This is a genomic window from Trichococcus alkaliphilus, assembly GCF_003008695.1.
Lineage (GTDB): Bacteria > Bacillota > Bacilli > Lactobacillales > Aerococcaceae > Trichococcus > Trichococcus alkaliphilus.
This window is the reverse complement of the sequence record NZ_PXZT01000001.1, coordinates 286,886-306,414: the sequence shown is the minus strand read 5'-3', so window position 1 is coordinate 306,414 and position 19,529 is coordinate 286,886. Positions and strand designations below refer to the sequence as shown.

19 protein-coding genes and 1 tRNA gene are annotated in these 19,529 nt (G+C 45.6%); 17 read left to right on the top strand and 3 right to left on the bottom strand.

Annotated elements, in window-relative coordinates; all coding sequences use genetic code 11:
* Nucleotides 1-85 precede the first annotated feature (85 nt).
* The 12 genes from C7R73_RS01385 to C7R73_RS01330 all read left to right on the top strand — a co-directional run bounded on the left by C7R73_RS01385 (nucleotide 86) and on the right by C7R73_RS01330 (nucleotide 11,508).
* Complete coding sequence (locus C7R73_RS01385; protein WP_106448782.1) at nucleotides 86-1,192, top strand: DUF7278 family profilin-like fold-containing protein; 1,107 nt, start codon at nucleotides 86-88, stop codon at nucleotides 1,190-1,192.
* Nucleotides 1,193-1,512: 320 nt separating this feature from the next.
* Nucleotides 1,513-4,164 carry an alanine--tRNA ligase gene (gene alaS / locus C7R73_RS01380; RefSeq protein WP_106448781.1) on the top strand — a complete coding sequence of 884 codons (2,652 nt, stop codon included), beginning with the start codon at nucleotides 1,513-1,515 and terminating at the stop codon, nucleotides 4,162-4,164.
* Nucleotides 4,165-4,376: 212 nt separating this feature from the next.
* Nucleotides 4,377-4,646 carry an IreB family regulatory phosphoprotein gene (locus tag C7R73_RS01375; protein ID WP_086628278.1) on the top strand — a complete coding sequence of 90 codons (270 nt, stop codon included), beginning with the start codon at nucleotides 4,377-4,379 and terminating at the stop codon, nucleotides 4,644-4,646.
* Complete coding sequence (gene ruvX, locus C7R73_RS01370) at nucleotides 4,643-5,059, top strand: Holliday junction resolvase RuvX (protein ID WP_106448780.1); 417 nt, start codon at nucleotides 4,643-4,645, stop codon at nucleotides 5,057-5,059. Before C7R73_RS01375 ends, ruvX begins: the two co-directional genes overlap by 4 nt.
* An 86-nt stretch (nucleotides 5,060-5,145) precedes the next feature.
* Nucleotides 5,146-5,484, top strand: coding sequence for a DUF1292 domain-containing protein (locus tag C7R73_RS01365; protein ID WP_106448779.1), 339 nt, complete (start codon nucleotides 5,146-5,148; stop codon nucleotides 5,482-5,484).
* Between the two features lie 276 nt (nucleotides 5,485-5,760).
* Entirely contained in the window at nucleotides 5,761-6,933 is a 1,173-nt protein-coding gene (gene mltG / locus C7R73_RS01360) for an endolytic transglycosylase MltG (RefSeq protein ID WP_106448778.1), read from the top strand.
* Nucleotides 6,934-6,975: 42 nt separating this feature from the next.
* Nucleotides 6,976-7,605: a uridine kinase gene (udk, locus tag C7R73_RS01355; RefSeq protein ID WP_106448777.1), complete on the top strand. Its 630-nt coding sequence runs from the start codon at nucleotides 6,976-6,978 to the stop codon at nucleotides 7,603-7,605.
* Between the two features lie 251 nt (nucleotides 7,606-7,856).
* Nucleotides 7,857-8,336 carry a transcription elongation factor GreA gene (greA, locus tag C7R73_RS01350; protein WP_106448776.1) on the top strand — a complete coding sequence of 160 codons (480 nt, stop codon included), beginning with the start codon at nucleotides 7,857-7,859 and terminating at the stop codon, nucleotides 8,334-8,336.
* Between the two features lie 286 nt (nucleotides 8,337-8,622).
* Nucleotides 8,623-9,357 (top strand): cell wall-active antibiotics response protein LiaF, encoded by a 735-nt coding sequence (gene liaF / locus C7R73_RS01345; RefSeq protein ID WP_106448775.1) that lies wholly within the window; start codon nucleotides 8,623-8,625, stop codon nucleotides 9,355-9,357.
* The gene (locus tag C7R73_RS01340) at nucleotides 9,354-10,424 is read left to right on the top strand and encodes a sensor histidine kinase (RefSeq protein WP_106448774.1); all 1,071 of its coding nucleotides are present in this window, start codon (nucleotides 9,354-9,356) and stop codon (nucleotides 10,422-10,424) included. Before liaF ends, C7R73_RS01340 begins: the two co-directional genes overlap by 4 nt.
* 44 nt (nucleotides 10,425-10,468) lie before the next feature.
* Nucleotides 10,469-11,101 (top strand): response regulator transcription factor, encoded by a 633-nt coding sequence (locus C7R73_RS01335; protein WP_106448773.1) that lies wholly within the window; start codon nucleotides 10,469-10,471, stop codon nucleotides 11,099-11,101.
* 98 nt (nucleotides 11,102-11,199) lie between these two features.
* Nucleotides 11,200-11,508 (top strand): HesB/YadR/YfhF family protein, encoded by a 309-nt coding sequence (locus C7R73_RS01330; RefSeq protein ID WP_106448772.1) that lies wholly within the window; start codon nucleotides 11,200-11,202, stop codon nucleotides 11,506-11,508.
* A 61-nt stretch (nucleotides 11,509-11,569) separates the two neighbouring features.
* On the opposite strand, the gene rnjA is transcribed toward C7R73_RS01330, so the two are convergent.
* Together rnjA and C7R73_RS01320 are read right to left on the bottom strand one after the other, a co-directional pair.
* Nucleotides 11,570-13,246 carry a ribonuclease J1 gene (rnjA, locus tag C7R73_RS01325; RefSeq protein ID WP_106448771.1) on the bottom strand — a complete coding sequence of 559 codons (1,677 nt, stop codon included), beginning with the start codon at nucleotides 13,244-13,246 and terminating at the stop codon, nucleotides 11,570-11,572.
* A complete protein-coding gene (locus C7R73_RS01320) occupies nucleotides 13,243-13,461 on the bottom strand; it encodes a DNA-directed RNA polymerase subunit epsilon (protein ID WP_086628267.1) in 219 nt (72 codons plus the stop codon). The genes rnjA and C7R73_RS01320 overlap by 4 nt, the downstream gene beginning before the upstream one ends.
* 371 nt (nucleotides 13,462-13,832) lie before the next feature.
* Between C7R73_RS01320 and C7R73_RS01310 the strand changes: the two genes are divergently transcribed.
* From C7R73_RS01310 to C7R73_RS01285, 5 genes are all read left to right on the top strand, one after another.
* Entirely contained in the window at nucleotides 13,833-15,563 is a 1,731-nt protein-coding gene (locus tag C7R73_RS01310; RefSeq protein ID WP_106448769.1) for an ABC transporter ATP-binding protein, read from the top strand.
* Entirely contained in the window at nucleotides 15,560-17,341 is a 1,782-nt protein-coding gene (locus C7R73_RS01305; RefSeq protein WP_106448768.1) for an ABC transporter ATP-binding protein, read from the top strand. Before C7R73_RS01310 ends, C7R73_RS01305 begins: the two co-directional genes overlap by 4 nt.
* Before the next feature lie 14 nt (nucleotides 17,342-17,355).
* Nucleotides 17,356-18,138: a Cof-type HAD-IIB family hydrolase gene (locus C7R73_RS01300; protein ID WP_239992544.1), complete on the top strand. Its 783-nt coding sequence runs from the start codon at nucleotides 17,356-17,358 to the stop codon at nucleotides 18,136-18,138.
* A gap of 69 nt (nucleotides 18,139-18,207) precedes the next feature.
* Nucleotides 18,208-18,280 (top strand) — tRNA-Ala (locus C7R73_RS01295).
* Between the two features lie 273 nt (nucleotides 18,281-18,553).
* On the top strand, nucleotides 18,554-18,778 hold the full coding sequence (locus C7R73_RS01285) for a hypothetical protein (RefSeq protein WP_106448766.1): 225 nt from the start codon (nucleotides 18,554-18,556) through the stop codon (nucleotides 18,776-18,778).
* 343 nt (nucleotides 18,779-19,121) lie between these two features.
* On the opposite strand, the gene C7R73_RS13760 is transcribed toward C7R73_RS01285, so the two are convergent.
* Nucleotides 19,122-19,259 (bottom strand): hypothetical protein, encoded by a 138-nt coding sequence (locus C7R73_RS13760; RefSeq protein ID WP_106448825.1) that lies wholly within the window; start codon nucleotides 19,257-19,259, stop codon nucleotides 19,122-19,124.
* Between the last annotated feature and the right edge of the window lie 270 nt (nucleotides 19,260-19,529).

Genomic DNA, 19,529 nt, shown 5'->3' with positions numbered 1-19,529 from the left:
CTACTCGCCGCCTCAATATTCTGCTATACTGACAGTAAAGCAATTTACTGGTTTTCCAATACAGCTACAAGAAGAGAGTGGTATCATGGAACTATTTGATCAATTGATGAATCCGAACTGGAAGAACATCCCGATGGAGCACAAGCTTGTTCTGGCCAGCAGCGTTGTCCGTTATTTTGTGAATCCCCTGTTGCCTGTCGCGGATATCCGTCCGGCGTATTACCAGATGGGCGGAATCAAAACAGAGACGTTTACAGTTGACATCAACGGCGCACTGTTTGTTTTTGTGCCCGGGCACAAGGAGGCCGTCCTCGGTTGGGACAGCGGAATCAACGGCCTGGACCCATTGGACATCAGCTCCGACAGGAAAGAGATGTACCTCGCCATCGAAAATTGCCTGAAACTATCTGTTCAAGGCGCTGAGTTTTTGCATGACGATCATTGGATGAAGAAGAAAATCGAACCGATCCATTCTTTGGATGAATTGGACGAATTGGTCAACAGCCAAATGTCGCAGCTCCGGACGACAGAAATCCCGCCGTTATTGGTGGAAGTCAGTCCGACTTATGTGGGAATGACGAAAGTCGGGAATTATGCAGTCATAAACGGGAAATTTGAAGGCCAGAGCGATTGGTTCAGCATACACGAGAAAGACATTCATCAAGCCTTGATGCCGAGTGCAAACGGATCGTCGGTATTTGCGGATTTTCCGGCGCATCTGGTCCAAAATGATGCCTTCTTCCTGAGGCAGAATGAAGATTTGGATACGTACACCGTATACGCTCCTTACCAGACAACTTATGCAGAAATGCGCAAGCAATTGGAGAAAGATGGTATGGGGCTGTTGTCCAGCGATGAATGGGAATATTGCTGCGGGGCATCCACCCGCAGGCTTTTCCGTTGGGGCAATCAGTTGCATCGCAACCTGTTCGAACCGGATGAAAGCTACCTCTACAAAAAAAATATGTTCGGTCTGGAAATCGCGAACATGGGCTGGGGACCAGAACTCGTCGAAGACGGGCTGTTGGCTAAAGGCGGCTGGATTTTCATTCAAGCCGAGAATATACTTGAGAAACTCCTGCCTTACGCTACCTATTATGTAAACCATGCGGATGCTTTGAAAGCGAAGCAGCAAGAGCCATTGTCACCCGGTTATTACTGCGCAAGACGTTCCATCCGCATAGAAATGTGACCGGATCCGCTTTTCTTAAGAATTGCTTGCATGCGGACGCAATTTTGGTTATACTAGTTTTTGATTGAAGCAGAGGATATAGGAATGGATAACAAAAGAGAGTTTCCGTTTGGTGAAAGGAAACGCATCCGTTTATGCTCCCTTTGCGTGAATATAGTAGAAATACTATCGCTTCCAGCGTTAACGGATCCGAGAGGTAATGAATGATCAAAACATTTCATTGCAAACAAGGTGGTACCGCGTGATTCGTCCTTGTATGCAGTGGGGTGTTTTTTATTTTATACACTCCAAAAATAAATGAAGAGAAAAGGAAGGTAATAATGAAGAATCTGAAAAGCAGTGACATCCGCCAAATGTATCTTGATTTTTGGGCAACGAAAGGTTCAAAAGTGGAGCCGAGCGCTTCGCTGATACCGGTCAACGACCCTACCTTATTATGGATCAACTCAGGCGTAGCGACATTGAAAAAATATTTTGATGGCACGTTGATTCCTGAAAATCCGCGCATCACCAATGCTCAAAAAAGTATCCGCACAAACGATATCGAAAATGTCGGCGTGACGGCAAGACACCATACTTTATTCGAAATGTTGGGGAATTTTTCAATCGGGGACTACTTTAAAGAAGAAGCGATCCCTTGGGCTTGGGAATTCCTGACTGATGAAAAATGGTTGGCGTTCGATCCGGAGCTGCTTTACGTCACCTATTATCCGGAAGACACGGACACAAAACGCATTTGGCAGGAAAAAGTCGGTTTGGCGGAAAATCATATCGTTCCGATCGCGGACAACTTCTGGGATATCGGAGCTGGCCCGTGCGGACCGGATACGGAAATTTTTTACGATCGCGGACCAGCCTTCCAGGATTTGCCTGACGGAGACCCTGAAATGTATCCGGGCGGTGAAAATGAACGCTACCTTGAAATCTGGAACCTAGTGTTCTCCGAATTCAACCACAAGCCGGATGGCACCTATGAGCCGCTGCCGCACAAGAACGTCGATACGGGGATGGGTCTGGAACGTGTCACGAGCGTAGTCCAAAACACACCGACCAACTTCGAAACGGATCTGTTCATGCCGATCATCGAAAAAATCGAGACGCTGAGCAACGGCAAGAAGTACGGCGAAAACAAAACATTGGATATTTCCTTCAAAGTCATCGCTGATCACGTCCGCGCCGTCAGCTTTGCGATCGGGGACCGTGCCTTGCCATCAAATGAAGGCCGCGGCTACATTTTGCGTCGTTTGATCCGCCGCTCCGTCATGCATGGCCAAAAATTGGGCATCGAAAAACTGTTCCTGAACGAATTGGTTCCGGTTGTGGCAGCCATCATGGAATCTTATTATCCTGAAGTCAAAGCGGACCAAGATTTCATCATCAAAGTCATCACAAATGAAGAGCAACGTTTCCAGGAAACGATCCATGAAGGGATGGAAATCCTGAACAGCGTCTTTGAAGAGATGAACGAAAAGGGCGAAACTGCCGTAAACGGCAAGAATGCCTTCAAACTGTATGATACATACGGCTTCCCGTTGGAATTGACGAGCGAATATGCTGAAGAAAAAGGCTTCACAGTTGACACAGCAGGGTTCAACCAAGAGATGCAGGAACAACGTAACCGCGCCCGTGCAGCAAGACAAGTGGAAGACTCCTTCTCCGTGCAATCCCCGGTCTGGGCTGAAGTACTGGTTCCAAGCACGTTTTCCGGATATGCACAAACAAAAATTTCGTCCGAGCTTTCAGTGATGGTTGCGAATGACGAAATCGTCGAAAAAGCAGCTGCAGATGACCGCGTTCAGATCATTTTCCGCGAAACACCGTTCTATGCAGAAATGGGTGGACAGGTCGCGGACAAAGGAACGATCGAAACCGAAGCTGGTGAAGTGATCGCAGAAATCGAAGACGTCAAACGCGCCCCTAATGGCCAAACGATGCACATCGCGCGTGTCCTGACGGAAATCCATTCGAACGAAACCTATGTCCTGCACGTGGATGAAGCGCGCAGAAGAAGCATCACCAAGAACCATACGGCGACGCATCTGTTGCACCAAGCGCTGAAGGATGTTTTGGGGAATCATGCCAATCAAGCCGGTTCGCTTGTGAACCCGAATCAACTTCGTTTTGACTTCACCCATTTCGGGCAAGTCACAGCAGAAGAGTTGGTGCGCATGGAAGAAATCGTGAATGAAAAGATATGGGAAGCATTGCCTGTCGTAACGGTCGAAACAACCGTCGATAAAGCGAAAGAAATGGGAGCCATGGCTTTGTTCGGTGAAAAATATGGCAAAGAAGTCCGGGTCGTTGATGTTGGCGGCTACTCTGTCGAATTATGCGGCGGGGTTCATGTGCAAAATTCGCAGGACATCGGCGTCTTCAAGATTTTGTCCGAATCCGGAATCGGTGCAGGCGTTCGACGCATCGAAGCAGTGACCGGCCAGGCAGCTTATCAGTATTTCCGCACAAAAGAAGCTGAATTGAGCGAGGCGGCTCAGCTTGTGAAAGCCCAACAAACAAAAGAAGTAGCCGGTAAAATCAATCAGCTCAAGCAAGAAATGAAGGAAATGCAAGGCGAAAATGAGTCCTTGAAAGCGAAAATCATGAATGCCGAAGCCAAGGATCTCTTCGAGAACGTGGAGACCGTCAATGGTGTCACATATATCACTTATGAAACGAAGAATCAGGATATGAATGCGTTGCGTCAATTGGCTGACCAATGGCGTCAAAAAGCTGTCTCTGATCTCTTCGTGGCAGCTTCGGCTACAGACGGCAAAGTCAATATGCTGGCGGCAGTCTCCCAAGAGAAATTGGAACAAGGTCTGAAAGCCGGCGATCTGATCAAGACGCTTGCTCCATTTGCTGGAGGCAAAGGCGGCGGACGTCCGGATATGGCACAAGCAGGCGGAAATAACCCAGCAGGCATCCCTGATGCCCTGAAACACGTTGCGGCCTGGATCGCGGAAAATACAAAATAAGCATCCTTTCTTAGGGACGGGCATCCAAAAAAGATGCCCGTCCCTGTTTGTTGGGCCAATCCGAATGAAATAAAATGCGGAATATACAAACAGGAGGGATAATCAGACAAGTCGTGACGCCCATCAGCAGAGGGCAACGGCATTTCTTTGTTGTAGTTTTTAGTCATTTCTTGTAAAATGGTAATTATACTAAAGAAAACTGGGGTGTCGCTATGAGTTCGAAAGATGAAACGATGTTATTCAATTTTGATGATAATCTGAAAAAGAATATCCAAGAGACATTAGCCCTTGTTTATGACGCATTGGAAGAAAAAGGATACAACCCTATCAACCAGATTGTGGGCTACCTGCTTTCTGGCGATCCAGCTTATATCCCGCGTCATAACGATGCCAGAAACCTGATCCGCCGTCACGAACGTGATGAAATAATGGAGGAATTAGTGAAGAGCTATCTTTCTGGAACAGGCAGAATTATCCAATGAGGCTCATGGGCTTGGATGTCGGATCAAAAACGGTAGGAGTGGCCATCAGCGATCCGATGGGATGGACCGCACAGGGGATCGAAATCGTCAAAATCGACGAAGCTAATGGCGTATTTGGTCTTGAACGGATTGCCGAATTGGTTAAAGAGTATGAAGTTGAGAAATTTGTACTCGGCTTGCCAAAAAATATGGACAACAGCATTGGTTTCCGGGCGGAGGCTTCCATCGCCTATGGAAATTTGCTTGAAAAAGAGCTGGGTTTACCTGTCGATTACGTTGATGAAAGACTTACCACTGTTCAAGCAGAAAAAATGTTAATCAATGAAGGAAATGTTTCCCGCAAAAAACGGAAAAAGGTTATCGACAAACTTGCTGCTGTCATACTTCTTCAGAATTATTTGGACAGCCAGTAAAGAGAGTGGTTTTTTTGCCCTGTTTGCGTTACAATATCCTTTGTTTGAACGATGAAAAACAATAATTAGATAAAGAGGTGCATACCATGACTGAACATAATCACGATCACGATCATGACCACAATCACGACCACGATCATGACCACGAAGATAACCACGAGCACATCACAATCGTGGATGAGAACGGAAATGAAGAGTTATTCGAAATCTTATTCACTTTCGAATCAGAAGATTTCGGAAAGTCTTACGTGCTGGTTTATCCAGCAGGAGCTCCTGAAGGAGAAGAAATCGAATTGCAGGCTTATTCCTATGTTGAAACCGAAGATGGCGGAGAAGGCGATTTAGAGCCGATCGAATCGGATGAAGAATGGGACATGATCGAAGAAGTCCTGAACACATTTATGGAAGACGAAGACCTTCAATAAATTTGTAATTGACTTGCAAGGATAATAATGGAGGATCGGGACAACTATTGTCTGGGTCCTCTTTTGTTTTGCGGTTGCTGCGTTGCTTTTTCGAGCTTTTGGCATCCAGTAGGATCCGCCCTGATAAAATGATGAGAAAACTGTCCAAGATGCTCCATATGTCTATGCAAATAACGAAAAAGATTCAATTTATATAGGTTTTCGTGTATAATTACGGAAGTCGAATGGCTAATAGTCCACAAATAGCCATATACTCAAGTAAGGAGGGCCTCGTCTTTGTCACAAAATGATCAGCAAGAACCTCAAGAGCAACAAAAACTCATTCGGCCTACGTTGGAGAAAGAAGCCGTAGACAAAATGAAAATACGCAAAAAAGAACGGTCACTAGTGCGGAAAATTGTTTTTGCAATCGTAACGATAGGGATCCTGTTAGGAGTCATCGTTGGCTTTGCCGGCTACAAATATATAACAGACGCACTTCAGCCATTGGAGCCAGAAAGTACGGAAGTCGTCGAAGTGGAAATTCCGATAGGGACGTCCACAAAAGGGATCACACAACTGTTGGAAGAAGGCAACGTCATCAAAAACGCGACCATCTTCAACTACTACATCAAGACGCAAAATGTTTCTGATTTCCAAGCAGGCTTTTATGAATTATCGCCTTCCATGAGCCTGGACGACATCATTGCGACGCTTCAAGCGGGCGGAAGTCCTGTGCCGCAATCGAGCGATCACAAAATCATCATAAGAGAAGGCAATACGATCGAAGAAATCGCAGCGGAAGTAGAAGAGAAGACGGATTTCACGGCTGATGAATTTTTGGCGAAAGTGAATGAACCGGAATTCCTGACGAATGCAGCTGCACAGTACCCTGATATTTTGACTGAAGCATCCCAACGCACCGATACGCGTTATCGTTTGGAAGGATACCTCTATCCGGCGACTTATGATTATATGACCGGAAATATTTTGGATGAAGTGGTTTTACAGATGTTGCAGAAGACGAATGAAGTGCTTACGCCCTATGCAGAACAGATTGCTTCTTCAGGCCATACCCTTCATGAAATTCTGACGATTGCTTCACTTGTCGAAAAAGAAGGCGTTACTCCGGAAGATCGTGCGAACATTGCCGGCGTATTCTTTAATCGTCTGGAAATCGATATGCCGATCCAATCGGACATCAGTATTTTGTATGCGCTGAATGAGCACAAGGAATTAGTGACTTTCGAGGATCTTGAAATAGATTCGCCGTATAACCTGTACAGAAACACAGGCATGGGGCCTGGGCCATTCAATAGTCCAAGTGAAGGATCCATTCAAGCGACTCTGTCACCAGCTGACACGAACTATCTGTATTTCGTTGCGGACACAACAACAGGCATCGTTTATTTTTCCGAAACATATGAAGAACATTTGCAATTGCAAAGCCAATACGTAGACAGCGAATAAGACGAATAAAGTGAGCTGCATGAAGAGAGGAAGAATACACCAGTGAAAAAACCTATCGTTATTGGGGTGACAGGGGGATCGGGAAGCGGGAAAACCAGTGTCAGCCGGGCCATCTTAGACAAGTTTACCGATGTTTCCATTTTGCTGTTGGAACAGGATTTTTATTACAAAGATCAAAGCGATCTGCCGTTTGAGGAGCGCCTGAAAACAAACTACGATCATCCGTTTGCGTTTGATACGGATCTCTTCATCGAAGATCTTAAAAAATTGATAAAATACGAGAGTGTCGAGCAACCTGTTTACGACTACTCCAAGCACACGCGCAGCGACAAAGTGATCCATCGCGAGCCGAAAGAAGTCATAATCGTTGAGGGAATCCTGATTTTAGAGGATCAACGCCTGCGCGATCTGATGGACATCAAAGTCTATGTGGATACAGATGATGATATCCGCATCATCCGAAGAATCAAACGCGACATGGAATCGAGAGGCCGGACACTTGATTCTGTCATCCACCAATATCTGACAGTGGTCAAGCCGATGCATCAGCAATTCATCGAGCCAACCAAAAAATTTGCGGATATCATCATTCCTGAAGGTGGACAAAATCAAGTCGCAATCGATCTGATGACTACCAAAATTGCTTCAATTTTGTCTGAAAATGCAGAATAATAATAGATACCTGTAATATTTTAAAAATATAATTGCTTTTACTGGAATTAAATGGTATTTTAAATTCACTATTAATTAGGCAGCCAATAAACGATGTAGAGCCACAGGAAATGATTATTTCTCTTTGGATGACATGCTACCTGTCCCAGATCCGTTTGGCTTTCGAGGACAGCTATCAATAAAAAAAGGGAACTGTAGTCCTGTGCTGCATATTGAATATTGAATCATTACTTAAAAGGGGCATATTTCTTATGATTGAAAAAGCATATCCGATGACAGCTGAAGGTAAAGCCAAATTAGAAGCTGAACTTGAAGACTTAAAAGTGAACAAAAGAAGAGAAATCGTTGAACGCATCAAGATTGCCAGAAGCTACGGAGATCTATCCGAAAATTCGGAATATGAATCCGCAAAAGACGAACAAGCTTTCGTCGAAGGCCGCATCACAACATTGGAAAAAATGATCCGTTTTGCGGAAATCATTGAAGTACAAAACGTTGATAGCAATGTGGTTTCGATTGGACTGAAAGTGACATTCATGGAATTGCCGGATGGCGATGAAGAAACGTACACCATTGTCGGCAGTGCAGAAGCAGATCCGCTTGAAGGTAAGATTTCAAACGATTCTCCGATCGCTAAAGCCTTGTTGGGCAAGCAAATCGGAGCAGAAGTCGCCATCGGCACACCGGGCGGCGATATGAACGTGAAAATCGTCAGAATCGAACAAGCTTAAAAAAAGCATTCAAGAAGAGGATAGGACAAAAATCATTCCGAATGATTCTTGTCCTATCCTCTATTTGCTTATGTTTCTTTTTGGCTCATCGGGTATAATGACAGAGTACATGTAATCAGTTGGGCTGTACGACTTTAGTCTTAGCCTATTATCCACCCTTAGCGCACTGTCAAAGTGGTCCAGGTAATCTATAATGGAAGCAGATACTTACGTTCCTGCTTGCAGCGCCTGCAAGTCAGCGTTCAGCGGAAATGTATAAACCTCGAAGAGGAAGGAGGGGCTTAGGATGAAAAAGGGAGCCTTGAAATTATTTATGCTCATTGAAGGCCTATTGGGGTTGGCTGTCCTGTTCCAATTGGTTCAGGACACAGATTTGCTGCTGGTCTTTGTGTTCGGGCTGATATTCATCAAATTCGGCACCGGAAAAGGTGAGCGTCGTCAGATTCTAGGCTTGATCGGATGGTTTATGGTAGGCATGAGCATACTCTCCACTTTCTCGGTGTGGCTGATGTTGATTCTTTTCATACTGTTCGTTGTCATCAATGGAAAAGGCATCTGGTCTGAGTTGAAACTGGATACTTTTGTGGACGTTCCTTGGGAAGAAAAAGCGTTCCGTACAGTCAAAACGAAAGAACCGGAACAGCGGAACGGTTCCAGAAAGCGCCAGAAATGGATCGGAAACACCAGTATCGGGTCGGATGTCTATGAATGGGATGATGTCAATCTAACCGTATTCATGGGGGATACGATAATCGATTTGGGGAATACGTTGTTGCCGAAAGAGGAAAATGTCATTCTGATCCGCAAAGGATTCGGAAAGACCAGGGTAATCGTACCGTTGGGAATTGGAGTGGCTGTCCATCATTCCACCATCAAAGGCCAGCTTATGTTCAATGAAACTGAACTAGACCTGATCAACGAAACGGTCAAATTATACAGCCGGGATTACGATGAGACAAACAGAAAGATCAAGATCGTATCCAATAACCTGCTGGGTGATCTGGAGGTGATCTACCTATGAGGAGAAGCGCGGTTTTGATTCTGTTCGGCACGATACTCGGCGTCTTTGCTTTTATCGCGTCCGGCGTTTTGTTTGCCCTGAGACCTTATTTAAGTTATCAGGAACTGCTCGAGGTGGATCGTTTTTATGTGCCTGCATTCCTTTACATCATCGTATTGCTGCTTTTTGCTGCAATCGTTGTAACTTGGATTGCCCACTTTTATTTGAAAAATCAAGAAAACCGCATCAAGGACAAGTTGCATTGGCTTTATCTTGGCAATTATGAGCATACGGCATTCACAAAAAAGCGTGATAAATCATTATTTATGGATCAGTATTGCCACACGATCCATATTGAGATCGAGATGCTCAGGAAAAAGATGCTCAGCCTGTCCCGGGAAGTGCAGCATCTGAGTGCACATCCGCAGCAGTTCGGCAATGAAACAAAAGAAGAAATTCTCGAGCAGGAAAGGCACCGCATAGCGAGGGAGCTGCATGATTCCGTCAGTCAACAACTTTTTGCCGCAATGATGATGTTGTCGGCGGTCAATGAACGAGCCGATGATTTTCCTGAAAAAATACAGAAACAGATGCGTCTCATAGAAGGCATCATCAACGAATCCCAGTCGGAGATGCGAGCATTGCTCCTGCATCTTCGTCCAACCAAACTCGAAGGCAAATCCCTGAAAAAAGGGATCGAACAGTTGTTGGTGGAATTGAAGTCGAAAGTCCAAATCGCGATCAAATGGGAAATCGACGATGTCCACACGATGAGCGGCATCGAAGATCATTTTTTCCGTATTGTGCAGGAGTTGCTTTCGAACACCCTGAGGCATGCAAAGGCAAGCCATCTGGAAGTGTATCTGAAACAAACCTTGCAGGAAATCAGTCTCCGCGTTTACGACGATGGCGTTGGCTTCGATACCTCGATTGAAAAATCCGGCAGCTATGGCCTGATGAACATCAAAGAACGTGTGCAGGGGATGGGCGGGAGCTGTAAAATTATCAGTTTCCCCAAAAAAGGGACCGTGATTGAAATACGCATCCCGAACACCAATGTGAATACGAAAGATGCAAGTGCTGAATAGGATGACTGAAGTTTCAGAAAAAAGTTCCTTTAGGAGGGTTCGGTTTGATACGTGTATTGATTATCGACGATCACGAGATGGTGAGGCTAGGGTACTCGGCTTATTTATCCATCCAAGATGATATTGAAGTAATAGGGGAAGCGGAAAACGGCCTGATCGGCTATGAAATGGCCCTGGATTTGCGCCCGGACATCATTTTGATGGATCTGGTCATGGAAGTAATGGACGGCATTGCCTCGACCAAAGCGATATTGCATGAATGGCCCAAAGCGAAAATTATCATCGTTACCAGTTTCATCGATGACGAGAAGGTTTACCCGGCATTGGAAGCTGGGGCTTCCAGTTACATGCTGAAAACCTCTTCAGCGCATGAAATTGCCGACGCGATCCGTTCCACTTACCACGGCGAGTCTGTCCTGGAACCGGAAGTGACTGATAAAATGCTGGAGCGCTTCTCGAAAAGAAATATCCGGCCGTTGCATGAAGAGCTGACCGCTAGAGAGCGGGAAGTGTTGCTGCTCATCGCGCAAGGTTACTCCAATCAGGACATTGCCGACCAACTGTTCATCACACTGAAGACAGTCAAAACGCATGTGTCCAACATTTTGACAAAGTTGGAAGTGGATGACAGGACCCAAGCTACGATCTACGCATTCAAGCATCATCTGATTCAATGACTTTGAGCAAAGTGTTATAAAATGATGCTTCCTTATGATAAGATGAATACGATAGATAGCAGTGAGGGGGGCAGGCTGATCATCCGATCAGCGACTAGATGAAAATAGAAATCAGTGAACGCGCACAAAAGTGGTTTGAACAGGAAATGGGCATTTCAGGCAAAAAAGGGGTCCGTTTCCTTGGGAAAGTATACGGCAGCAGCCAAATACATGAAGGGTTCTCCGTTGGGCTTGATGTGGATGAGCCAGTTTCACCGATCGGAAAAGCCGAATACAATGGTATTTTATATTATGTCGAGGATGCGGATGATTGGTTCTTTAATGGCTATGATCTGCATGTCGGATTCGATGAAAAACAACGCGAACCGGAGTATAACTTCATCGCACAAAATAAAGAGGACAAATAAAAAGAGGGCGCTGGATTTTTGATCCAGGCCCTCTTTTTGTGTTCAGTTCAGGTTTTCAGTTTCAGACGCCCATAATGACTGGGACAATCATCGGACGACGTTTCGTTTTTTCATACAGGTAAGGCTGAATGGCGTTCGTGACGGTGTCCTTCAATTTCTTCTCGGTGACCGCGTCAGGGCCCTTCAGCAAAGAAAGAACATCTTGGCGGACGATTGCTTGTGCTTCATTAATCAGATCGCCTGATTCGCGCATATAGATGAATCCGCGGGAAAGGATGTCCGGTCCTGCCAATAAATCCTTGTTGCGGAAATCGACGGTCAACACCACGACTACTAGTCCATCTTCAGAAAGGACACGACGATCGCGCAGGACGATGTTTCCGATATCGCCGATGCCTTTTCCATCAACATATACGTCAGCTGCCGTGAAGTTGCCGGCGCGTCTTGCGGAATCCGCCGTCAAAGCGAGGATATCGCCATTGTCGGAGATGAAGCAGTTTTCCGCTGGAATGCCGACTGCCTCTGCCAATTCTGTATGAATCTTCAGCATCCGGTACTCGCCGTGGACAGGCATGAAGTATTTCGGTTTCATCAGGGTCAACATCAGTTTTTGCTCTTGCTGCCCACCGTGTCCGGAAGTGTGGACGTTGTTTACTTTGCCGTGAACTACGGCTGCCCCAGCTTCCAACAGCAGGTTGATGACGCGATTGACACTGGTTGTGTTGCCTGGTATTGGTGAACTTGAGAAAATCACAGTATCACCCGGTTGGATGGAAATCTGTCTGTGTGTACCGTTGGCGATACGGCTCAATGCAGCCATCGGTTCACCTTGGGAACCTGTACACATGATCAGCACTTTATCCGCAGGAAGACTGTTCAATTGGCGCGTTTCGATGAACAGGTCGTCCGGAGCCACGATGAAGCCCAATTCTCTGGCTGTCCGGAAGTTCGTCTCCATGCTGCGGCCGAATATAGCGATTTTTCGGTCCGTTTCGAGCGCGACTTCAGTGACTTGCTGCAATCTGTAGATATTGGACGAGAAGGAAGCAAAAATGATTCTTCCCGAAACTTTTTGAATGATGTTTTTAAGGGATTGACCAACAATTTGCTCTGATTGCGTAAATGTAGGCGTTTCTGCATTGGTGCTGTCGCTCATAAGCAACAGGACGCCTTCTTCCCCGATTTTAGCCATCTTATGGATATTCGCCGGTTTGCCGTTTGCAGGCGTGAAATCGAACTTGAAATCCCCTGTAAACACAACGTTGCCTGGAGGAGTCTTGACCACGATCCCCATGGTGTCCGGTATGCTGTGGGTTGTTCCGAAGAAGCTGATGCTGGTTTTACGGAATTTGATGATAGAATCTTCATTGATTTCGTGCAGGATGGCATCCCTGAGCAAGCCGTGCTCATCCAGTTTGTTGCGGATCATGGCGAGCGCCAGTTTGCCAGCATAGATAGGAACATTCAATTCTTTCAAAAGAAACGGGACACCACCGATGTGATCTTCGTGTCCGTGAGAAATGAACAGCCCTTTGATTTTGGATTGGTTTTGCACCAAGTAACTGTAGTCGGGTATTACATAATCAATGCCAAGCAAATCATCTTCCGGAAACATGATACCGGAATCAAGAATGATGATTTCATCCTGAAATTGTATGCCATACATATTTTTGCCGATTTCCCCTAAACCCCCGAGAGCAAATACACCGACTTCATTGTTTTTTATGTTAGGTTTCATACATTGAACTCCGTGATTTTAAAATTAGGATCTTTTTGTTCGTATTCTAAATGGCTGCCTTCCAAAGGTTGGATGAATTCAATGTTGTAGGGGGTATTTTGTTCAACTAATCTTCTGGCTATTACGATATCGGATGCCTCCACGTATAGAGATTCCGTGTTCTCTCTGGTAGGTGCATCAAATTTTGCTGGTTGGTATGTTACTTTAAATATCATATAGTTCACTCCATTTTTCTTATTTGTTTTTGATAGTACTGTACTTAAAAATTACAATCTTAGTTTGTTAACTTGGTCAATAGTTGTATTTTTTCATACAATCGGTACTGTAAGTTTACCACAATTAAGGCAGTTAGTATAGAAATGACTGGTAAAATCATTTTTGCAGAGGTGCAAGCCTTTCCAATAGTAAGGCAATTCTCTTTTGTTTTTTTTAACGAAAGCAATCAATATTTTTGTAGACTTAAACACAGTAATTGGCTAGACTGGATACAGAGGGTTTGGAAGGCTGGACAGAAAATCGAGAACGTTCTTTTTTTTTGCCCTGAAGAAACCCGACGAATCGTTTCCATTAAGGTAGGTGTATCAAAATGTCTTTAATTTGGCGTTATATCAGTCGGTATAACAAATTATTTTTATTAAATGTGTTGGGAGCTTTCGGCTTTGTGCTTGTGGAGTTGGGATTGCCCACGATGCTTGCAGGCTTGATCAACGAAACGGTTGCAGGCGGCGGAAAAGAGAATATTCTGCGCACGACTGCGGTTATGGTCGGCTTGGCCTTGGTCGGGTTTGTGGGGAGAATCATTGTCGCCTATGCAACCGGCAGAATCACTACCAACATGGTAGCGGATATGCGCAATGACATGTACCAAAATATCCAGACTTTTTCCCACGAAGAGTATGATCGCATCGGCGTTTCATCATTGGTGACGCGGGTCACCAATGATGCCTTCATCCTGATGCAATTCGCCCAGATGCTGTTGCGGATGGGGTTGATGACCTTCATCATGATGTTCGCCAGTGCGTTTATGATTGCGCGCACGAGTCCTGACTTATCGATCATCCTGTTGCCGGCTTTTCCGGCACTGCTTGTGATGATCATTGTGATCGGCAAGAAATCGCAACCATTATCCGAGGCGCAACAGCAAAATCTTGATGACATCAACGGGAATTTAAGGGAATCGCTTTCCGGCATGCGCGTCATCCGGGCCTTTGTCCAGGAAGCTTTTCAAGCTGAACGCTTTGAGGGAGTCAATAACGCCTACAGCGTGGTTTCAAAGAAACTGTTTCGCCTGATGGCCTGGAACCAGCCTGTATTTTCACATGTCATCAATCTGATCATCATCGCCATCATGTGGTTTGGTTCCGAACAGATCGAGGGAGGCAGTCTTCAATTAGGGGACATGACAGCTTTCATCGAATACAGTTTCCATGCCTTGTTCTCGTTTCTGAACTTTGCAGTCGTCTTCATGATGTACCCGCGGGCCTCGGTTTCCGCGAAGCGGATTCAGGAAGTGTTGGCCACAACCAGCAGCATTTCCCCGAACGAAGAGGGGATCACGGAAACCCTGACGCATGGTTATCTGAGTTTTGAAGCGGTCAGCTTTGCGTATCCGGGGAACACAGACACTCCGGTGATCAAGGATATTTCCTTTTCGGCTGAACCGGGACAAACGGTCGCTTTCATCGGCAGCACAGGGAGCGGCAAATCTACGTTGATTCAGTTGATTCCGCGTTTTTATGATGTCACAAAAGGGCGCATCCTCATCGATGGGCATGATGTACGCGATTATAATCTGAAAGCTTTGCGCAAGAAAATCGGCTTTATTCCGCAGAAAGCCTTGCTTTTCACCGGGACTATCTCCGAAAATCTTCGTTACGGTAAGTGGGATGCCTCGAAAAAAGAAATCGAGGAAGCCTCTGATATTTCTCAAGCGAAGGAATTCATAGCGCGCAAACCGAAGCGTTTTGATGAACATTTGGCTGAGGGCGGAAGCAATCTTTCCGGCGGGCAAAAGCAGCGGTTATCCATTGCCCGGGCAATCGTCCGCAAACCGGATATCTATATTTTCGATGACAGTTTCTCGGCCTTGGATTACAAGACGGATGCGAGCTTGCGCGCGCGGCTCAAAAAAGAGACCGGAAAAGCGACAGTCATCATTGTGGCCCAACGCGTCAGCACGATTATGCATGCAGATAAGATCATTGTAATGAATGAAGGTGAGGTCGTCGGTCAGGGGACCCACAAAGACCTGTTGCAGAATTGTGAAATCTATTATGATATTGCATCCTCGCAAATGAGCAAGGAGGAACTCGCATGAAAAAAGTGGACAAAAAAACGTTGCTCCGGGTATGGGATTACCTCAAATTTTACAAAATGAAGTTCTTCGGCTCCATCCTTTTGAGCATAGCGATGACGATACTGAACGTACTGGAGCCATTCATCATCGGATTTGCCATTACGGAAATCGGCAGAAATGTTTCGGATATGTTGAAAGGCGTGGAAGGTGCCGGCATTAATTACGATTATTTGTCGAAAGTGCTGATCATCTATTTTATTCGGGCATTGCTTTACCAAGCTACGAATCTCTATTCGCAATTGTTCATGACGGATGTCGTTCAGGATGCCATGCGTGATTTGCGCAAGGATCTGAGCGACAAATTGAACCGGCTGCCGATTGCCTACTTTGACCGCAACCAATTCGGAGACATATTGAGCAAAGTGACGAACGATGTCGATTCCATCGGCAATGCGCTGCAGCAGTCGTTGCTGCAGGTGCTGAATGCCGTTTTGGGGATCACATTCGCGCTCATCATGATGTTCGCGATCAGTTGGAAGCTGGCTCTCACTATGGTCGTGCTGATTCCATTGGCCACCATCCTTTCCAAAAAGATCACGCAGCTGTCGCAGCCGTATTTCCGTGGGCAAGCGAAATATCTCGGACAGCTGAACGGTTTTGTCCAGGAATCGCTCACCGGCTTCTCCATCATCAAGCTTTATGGCAAAGAAGAGGATGCTTTCGATAAGTTTCATTCCATCAATGAATCCCTGAAAAAGAATGGTTTTAAGGCGGCTTTCATTTCCGGATTGCTGTCACCGGCTGTGGCACTTGTCACCAATGCTTCCTATATCATCATAGCTGTGCTCGGGATTCTGCAAGCGATGGCTGGAGCGATGACGATCGGTAATGTGCAGGCTATGGTGCAGTACGTCTGGCAAGTGAACCAGCCGATTTCGACGATCACACAATTATCGGCCATCATCCAATCGGCTGCTTCTTCCATCCAACGCGTCTTCGATCTCCTTGATCAAGAAGAGGAGGTGCAAGCAGAAGTGAAAATGAGTTTGCCGAAGGAAATCCGCGGCGATGTCACTTTTGAAAATGTCTGCTTCAGCTATGACAAAGAAGATCCGCTGATCAGGAATTTCAATATCGACGTAAAAAGCGGGGAAACTGTGGCAATCGTCGGTCCGACAGGCGCCGGCAAGACTACGATGATCAATCTCTTGATGCGCTTCTATGAGGTGGATTCGGGCGCCATCAAAATAGATGGTTACGACACGAAAGAACTGACCCGTGCTGACTTGCGCTCCCAATTCGGCATGGTGCTGCAGGACGCTTGGCTCTACAAGGATACGATTACAGGGAATATCCGCTTCGGAAAACTGGATGCGACCTTCGAAGAGGTGGTGGATGCGGCGACCACAGCCAATGTCCATCATTTCATCCAGACTTTGGGTGCAGGTTACGACACGGTCATAAACCAGGAGGCCTCCAATATTTCCTTGGGGCAAAAGCAACTGCTGACAATCGCCCGCGCCTTCATCGCGGATCCTAAAATCTTAATACTTGACGAAGCGACTAGTTCCGTAGATACTAGACTGGAAGCTTTGATCCAGAAAGCGATGAAACGCATCATGCAAGGTAGGACCAGTTTTGTGATCGCGCACAGGCTTTCCACCATCCGCGATGCCGATTTGATCCTCGTCATGGACCAAGGCGAAATAATCGAACATGGCAAACACGCAGAGTTGTTGGAAAGAAAAGGATTTTATTACGATTTGTACACCAGCCAATTCAAAAACGAGTCAGAATAAGGGGAGCAGAAATTTTGAACAACAAAAAATTCATTTTCTTTGATATCGACGGAACATTGCTGAACGATGAAAAGATGCCGCTTGAGAGCACTGTCCAAGCCTTGCGCCAACTGCAGAAGAACGGGCACGAAATCGCAATCGCGACGGGGCGGAATCTGTTTCTGGCCCAAGAGGTCATTGATACGTTCCAATTGGACAATTACATCGTTTGCAACGGCGCTGCGGGTTACTTCAAGCATGAACTCAAATACGAAAACAAATTGGATCTGAATGCATTCGAAAAATTGCTGCAGATTTCCGACGAGAGCGGCCATCAGGTTGTCTACGAATCAGCGCATGCTCTGGCACGACGCCATGAATCGATCGAGAACAACGCAAGCGAAGCGATGCAGAGCATCGAGTTCGAAGTTCCTGACCATGATGAGTTTTTCTATCTGAACAATCCGCTTTATCAAGCACTTTTTTTCTATAAAGAAGAAGAGAAAGCAATCTATGAAGCCGGCGCTTTTCCGGAATTCCGCTTTGTGCGTTGGCACGATGCCGGCGTCGATGTGTTGCCGAATCCTGGTTCAAAAGCACAGACTGCCCTGTGGATGGCTGAGCATCTGGGCTTTGCGCATGAAGATACAATAGCTTTCGGTGACGGAAACAACGATTATGAACTCATTTCCAGTGTCGGCTATGGCGTCGCAATGGGGAATGCGGTCGATCCCGTCAAGGATGTCGCCAAATTTGTCACGAAAGACTGCAATTCAGGCGGAATTGCCTATGCACTTGAAAAATTAGGCTTGTTATAGGAGCGAAAATAGGGTATCATATCATTCATAAGGCGTTTTTGCCGGACGTCGTTGATACCCTGTTATTTCGGGGGCGTAGCTCAGTTGGGAGAGTGCTTGACTGGCAGTCAAGAGGTCGTGGGTTCGAGCCCCATCGTCTCCATCATATTAAATTAATAGACCCTAGAAACGTTGATACAGAGCCAATTCTGTAGATTTCTGTGGTCTGTTTTTTTATTTTGACCATGTAATTGACTATGTAACGCTAAAAATTAACGTATGCGGCAAATTTATCAGCTGTTTTGCCTTTTTCTTTTTCGGTTACATGAGCATAAATATTCATAATCACATCGTTGGGCATGTTTAGCAATGAAAGTTTTGAATAAGAACAGGTGTATAATTAATTTAAAGAGGTTAGCTAGAAGGAAGAGGTGAAATGATGAGAAAGACAAAATATTACATAACGACGAGGGCGGATCGGAAAAATTTCCTTTTGAAATACGGCGACTGGATGTTTAAGTACGTCCCGGAGAGCAAAACCTGGGAAGCATCCGATTATTGGTACGAAGAAATCATCATGAACGCTTCTACAGATTTTGAGGAAATAACCGAGGAGCGAGCGAAAAAGATAATCGCAAATGATGGCGTTTTTCAAATTTAATAACAAAAATGAGTACCTAATTTTAAAAATTAGGTACTCATTTTTGTGTTCAAAATAAAGTGGAGCAGCATCTATGGCATCCCCATATTACAGTAATAGACAAAAAGGGGAGGCGGAGGACACAGAGAGGTTTAAGCGTGTGGATATCCGCGAATGGGACTTTCCAAACTGCCACGCGCATCACGACCACGATGTAAAAACCGCAAAAAATATTCTCTCGATGGGCTTGGGACTAGCTTGGTAAAACCAGCCTAAACCGCAGTCTTGGAGCTGAAACGCTCGCTAGACAAGTTATGGGTATTCCCAGAAGATCGGTACTTCAGTGCCGATATGGTTCACCTGTTTATTTTTGCTTCTTTTTCAAATACTCCGCACGTAATTTTTCAAGTTGCTGCTTTTTATCAAATTTGGTAGGCGTCTGTTTTTCATGAAACTTCGTCACAGCTGCCTGACCTTTGTAATCCAATTGGTATTTTCCCACTTTGTTCACCTACTTTTCTTGTCCTTAATGAGAATCGCTTCATCAAATATATTATACCTTATTTTTATGAAGTAAACCCTAATACATTATTGTCGCTTAATGTTATGAATTCGCTCTACTGAAGATGCAACTGGAGCGGATAGGCAATTGCATAACCCGAGCATGATTCGGTATCAAAACGAGTACGACAACCACCGCGTACCGAGTGCGCCTATCTTTCTCAAGCGCTTCGACTGCGGGTGGGCAAATGTTTTGCTGAAAATCGATATC

Excerpts from the sequence above, each read along its gene's own strand:
- C7R73_RS01385 (WP_106448782.1), top strand. The coding sequence starts at position 86 with ATGGAACTATTTGATCAATTGATGAATCCGAACTGGAAGAACATCCCG.
- alaS (WP_106448781.1), top strand. The coding sequence starts at position 1,513 with ATGAAGAATCTGAAAAGCAGTGACATCCGCCAAATGTATCTTGATTTT.
- C7R73_RS01375 (WP_086628278.1), top strand. The coding sequence starts at position 4,377 with ATGAGTTCGAAAGATGAAACGATGTTATTCAATTTTGATGATAATCTG.
- ruvX (WP_106448780.1), top strand. The coding sequence starts at position 4,643 with ATGAGGCTCATGGGCTTGGATGTCGGATCAAAAACGGTAGGAGTGGCC.
- C7R73_RS01365 (WP_106448779.1), top strand. The coding sequence starts at position 5,146 with ATGACTGAACATAATCACGATCACGATCATGACCACAATCACGACCAC.
- greA (WP_106448776.1), top strand. The coding sequence starts at position 7,857 with ATGATTGAAAAAGCATATCCGATGACAGCTGAAGGTAAAGCCAAATTA.
- liaF (WP_106448775.1), top strand. The coding sequence starts at position 8,623 with ATGAAAAAGGGAGCCTTGAAATTATTTATGCTCATTGAAGGCCTATTG.
- C7R73_RS01340 (WP_106448774.1), top strand. The coding sequence starts at position 9,354 with ATGAGGAGAAGCGCGGTTTTGATTCTGTTCGGCACGATACTCGGCGTC.
- C7R73_RS01330 (WP_106448772.1), top strand. The coding sequence starts at position 11,200 with ATGAAAATAGAAATCAGTGAACGCGCACAAAAGTGGTTTGAACAGGAA.
- rnjA (WP_106448771.1), bottom strand. The coding sequence starts at position 13,246 with ATGAAACCTAACATAAAAAACAATGAAGTCGGTGTATTTGCTCTCGGG.
- C7R73_RS01320 (WP_086628267.1), bottom strand. The coding sequence starts at position 13,461 with ATGATATTTAAAGTAACATACCAACCAGCAAAATTTGATGCACCTACC.
- C7R73_RS01310 (WP_106448769.1), top strand. The coding sequence starts at position 13,833 with ATGTCTTTAATTTGGCGTTATATCAGTCGGTATAACAAATTATTTTTA.
- C7R73_RS01305 (WP_106448768.1), top strand. The coding sequence starts at position 15,560 with ATGAAAAAAGTGGACAAAAAAACGTTGCTCCGGGTATGGGATTACCTC.
- C7R73_RS01285 (WP_106448766.1), top strand. The coding sequence starts at position 18,554 with ATGATGAGAAAGACAAAATATTACATAACGACGAGGGCGGATCGGAAA.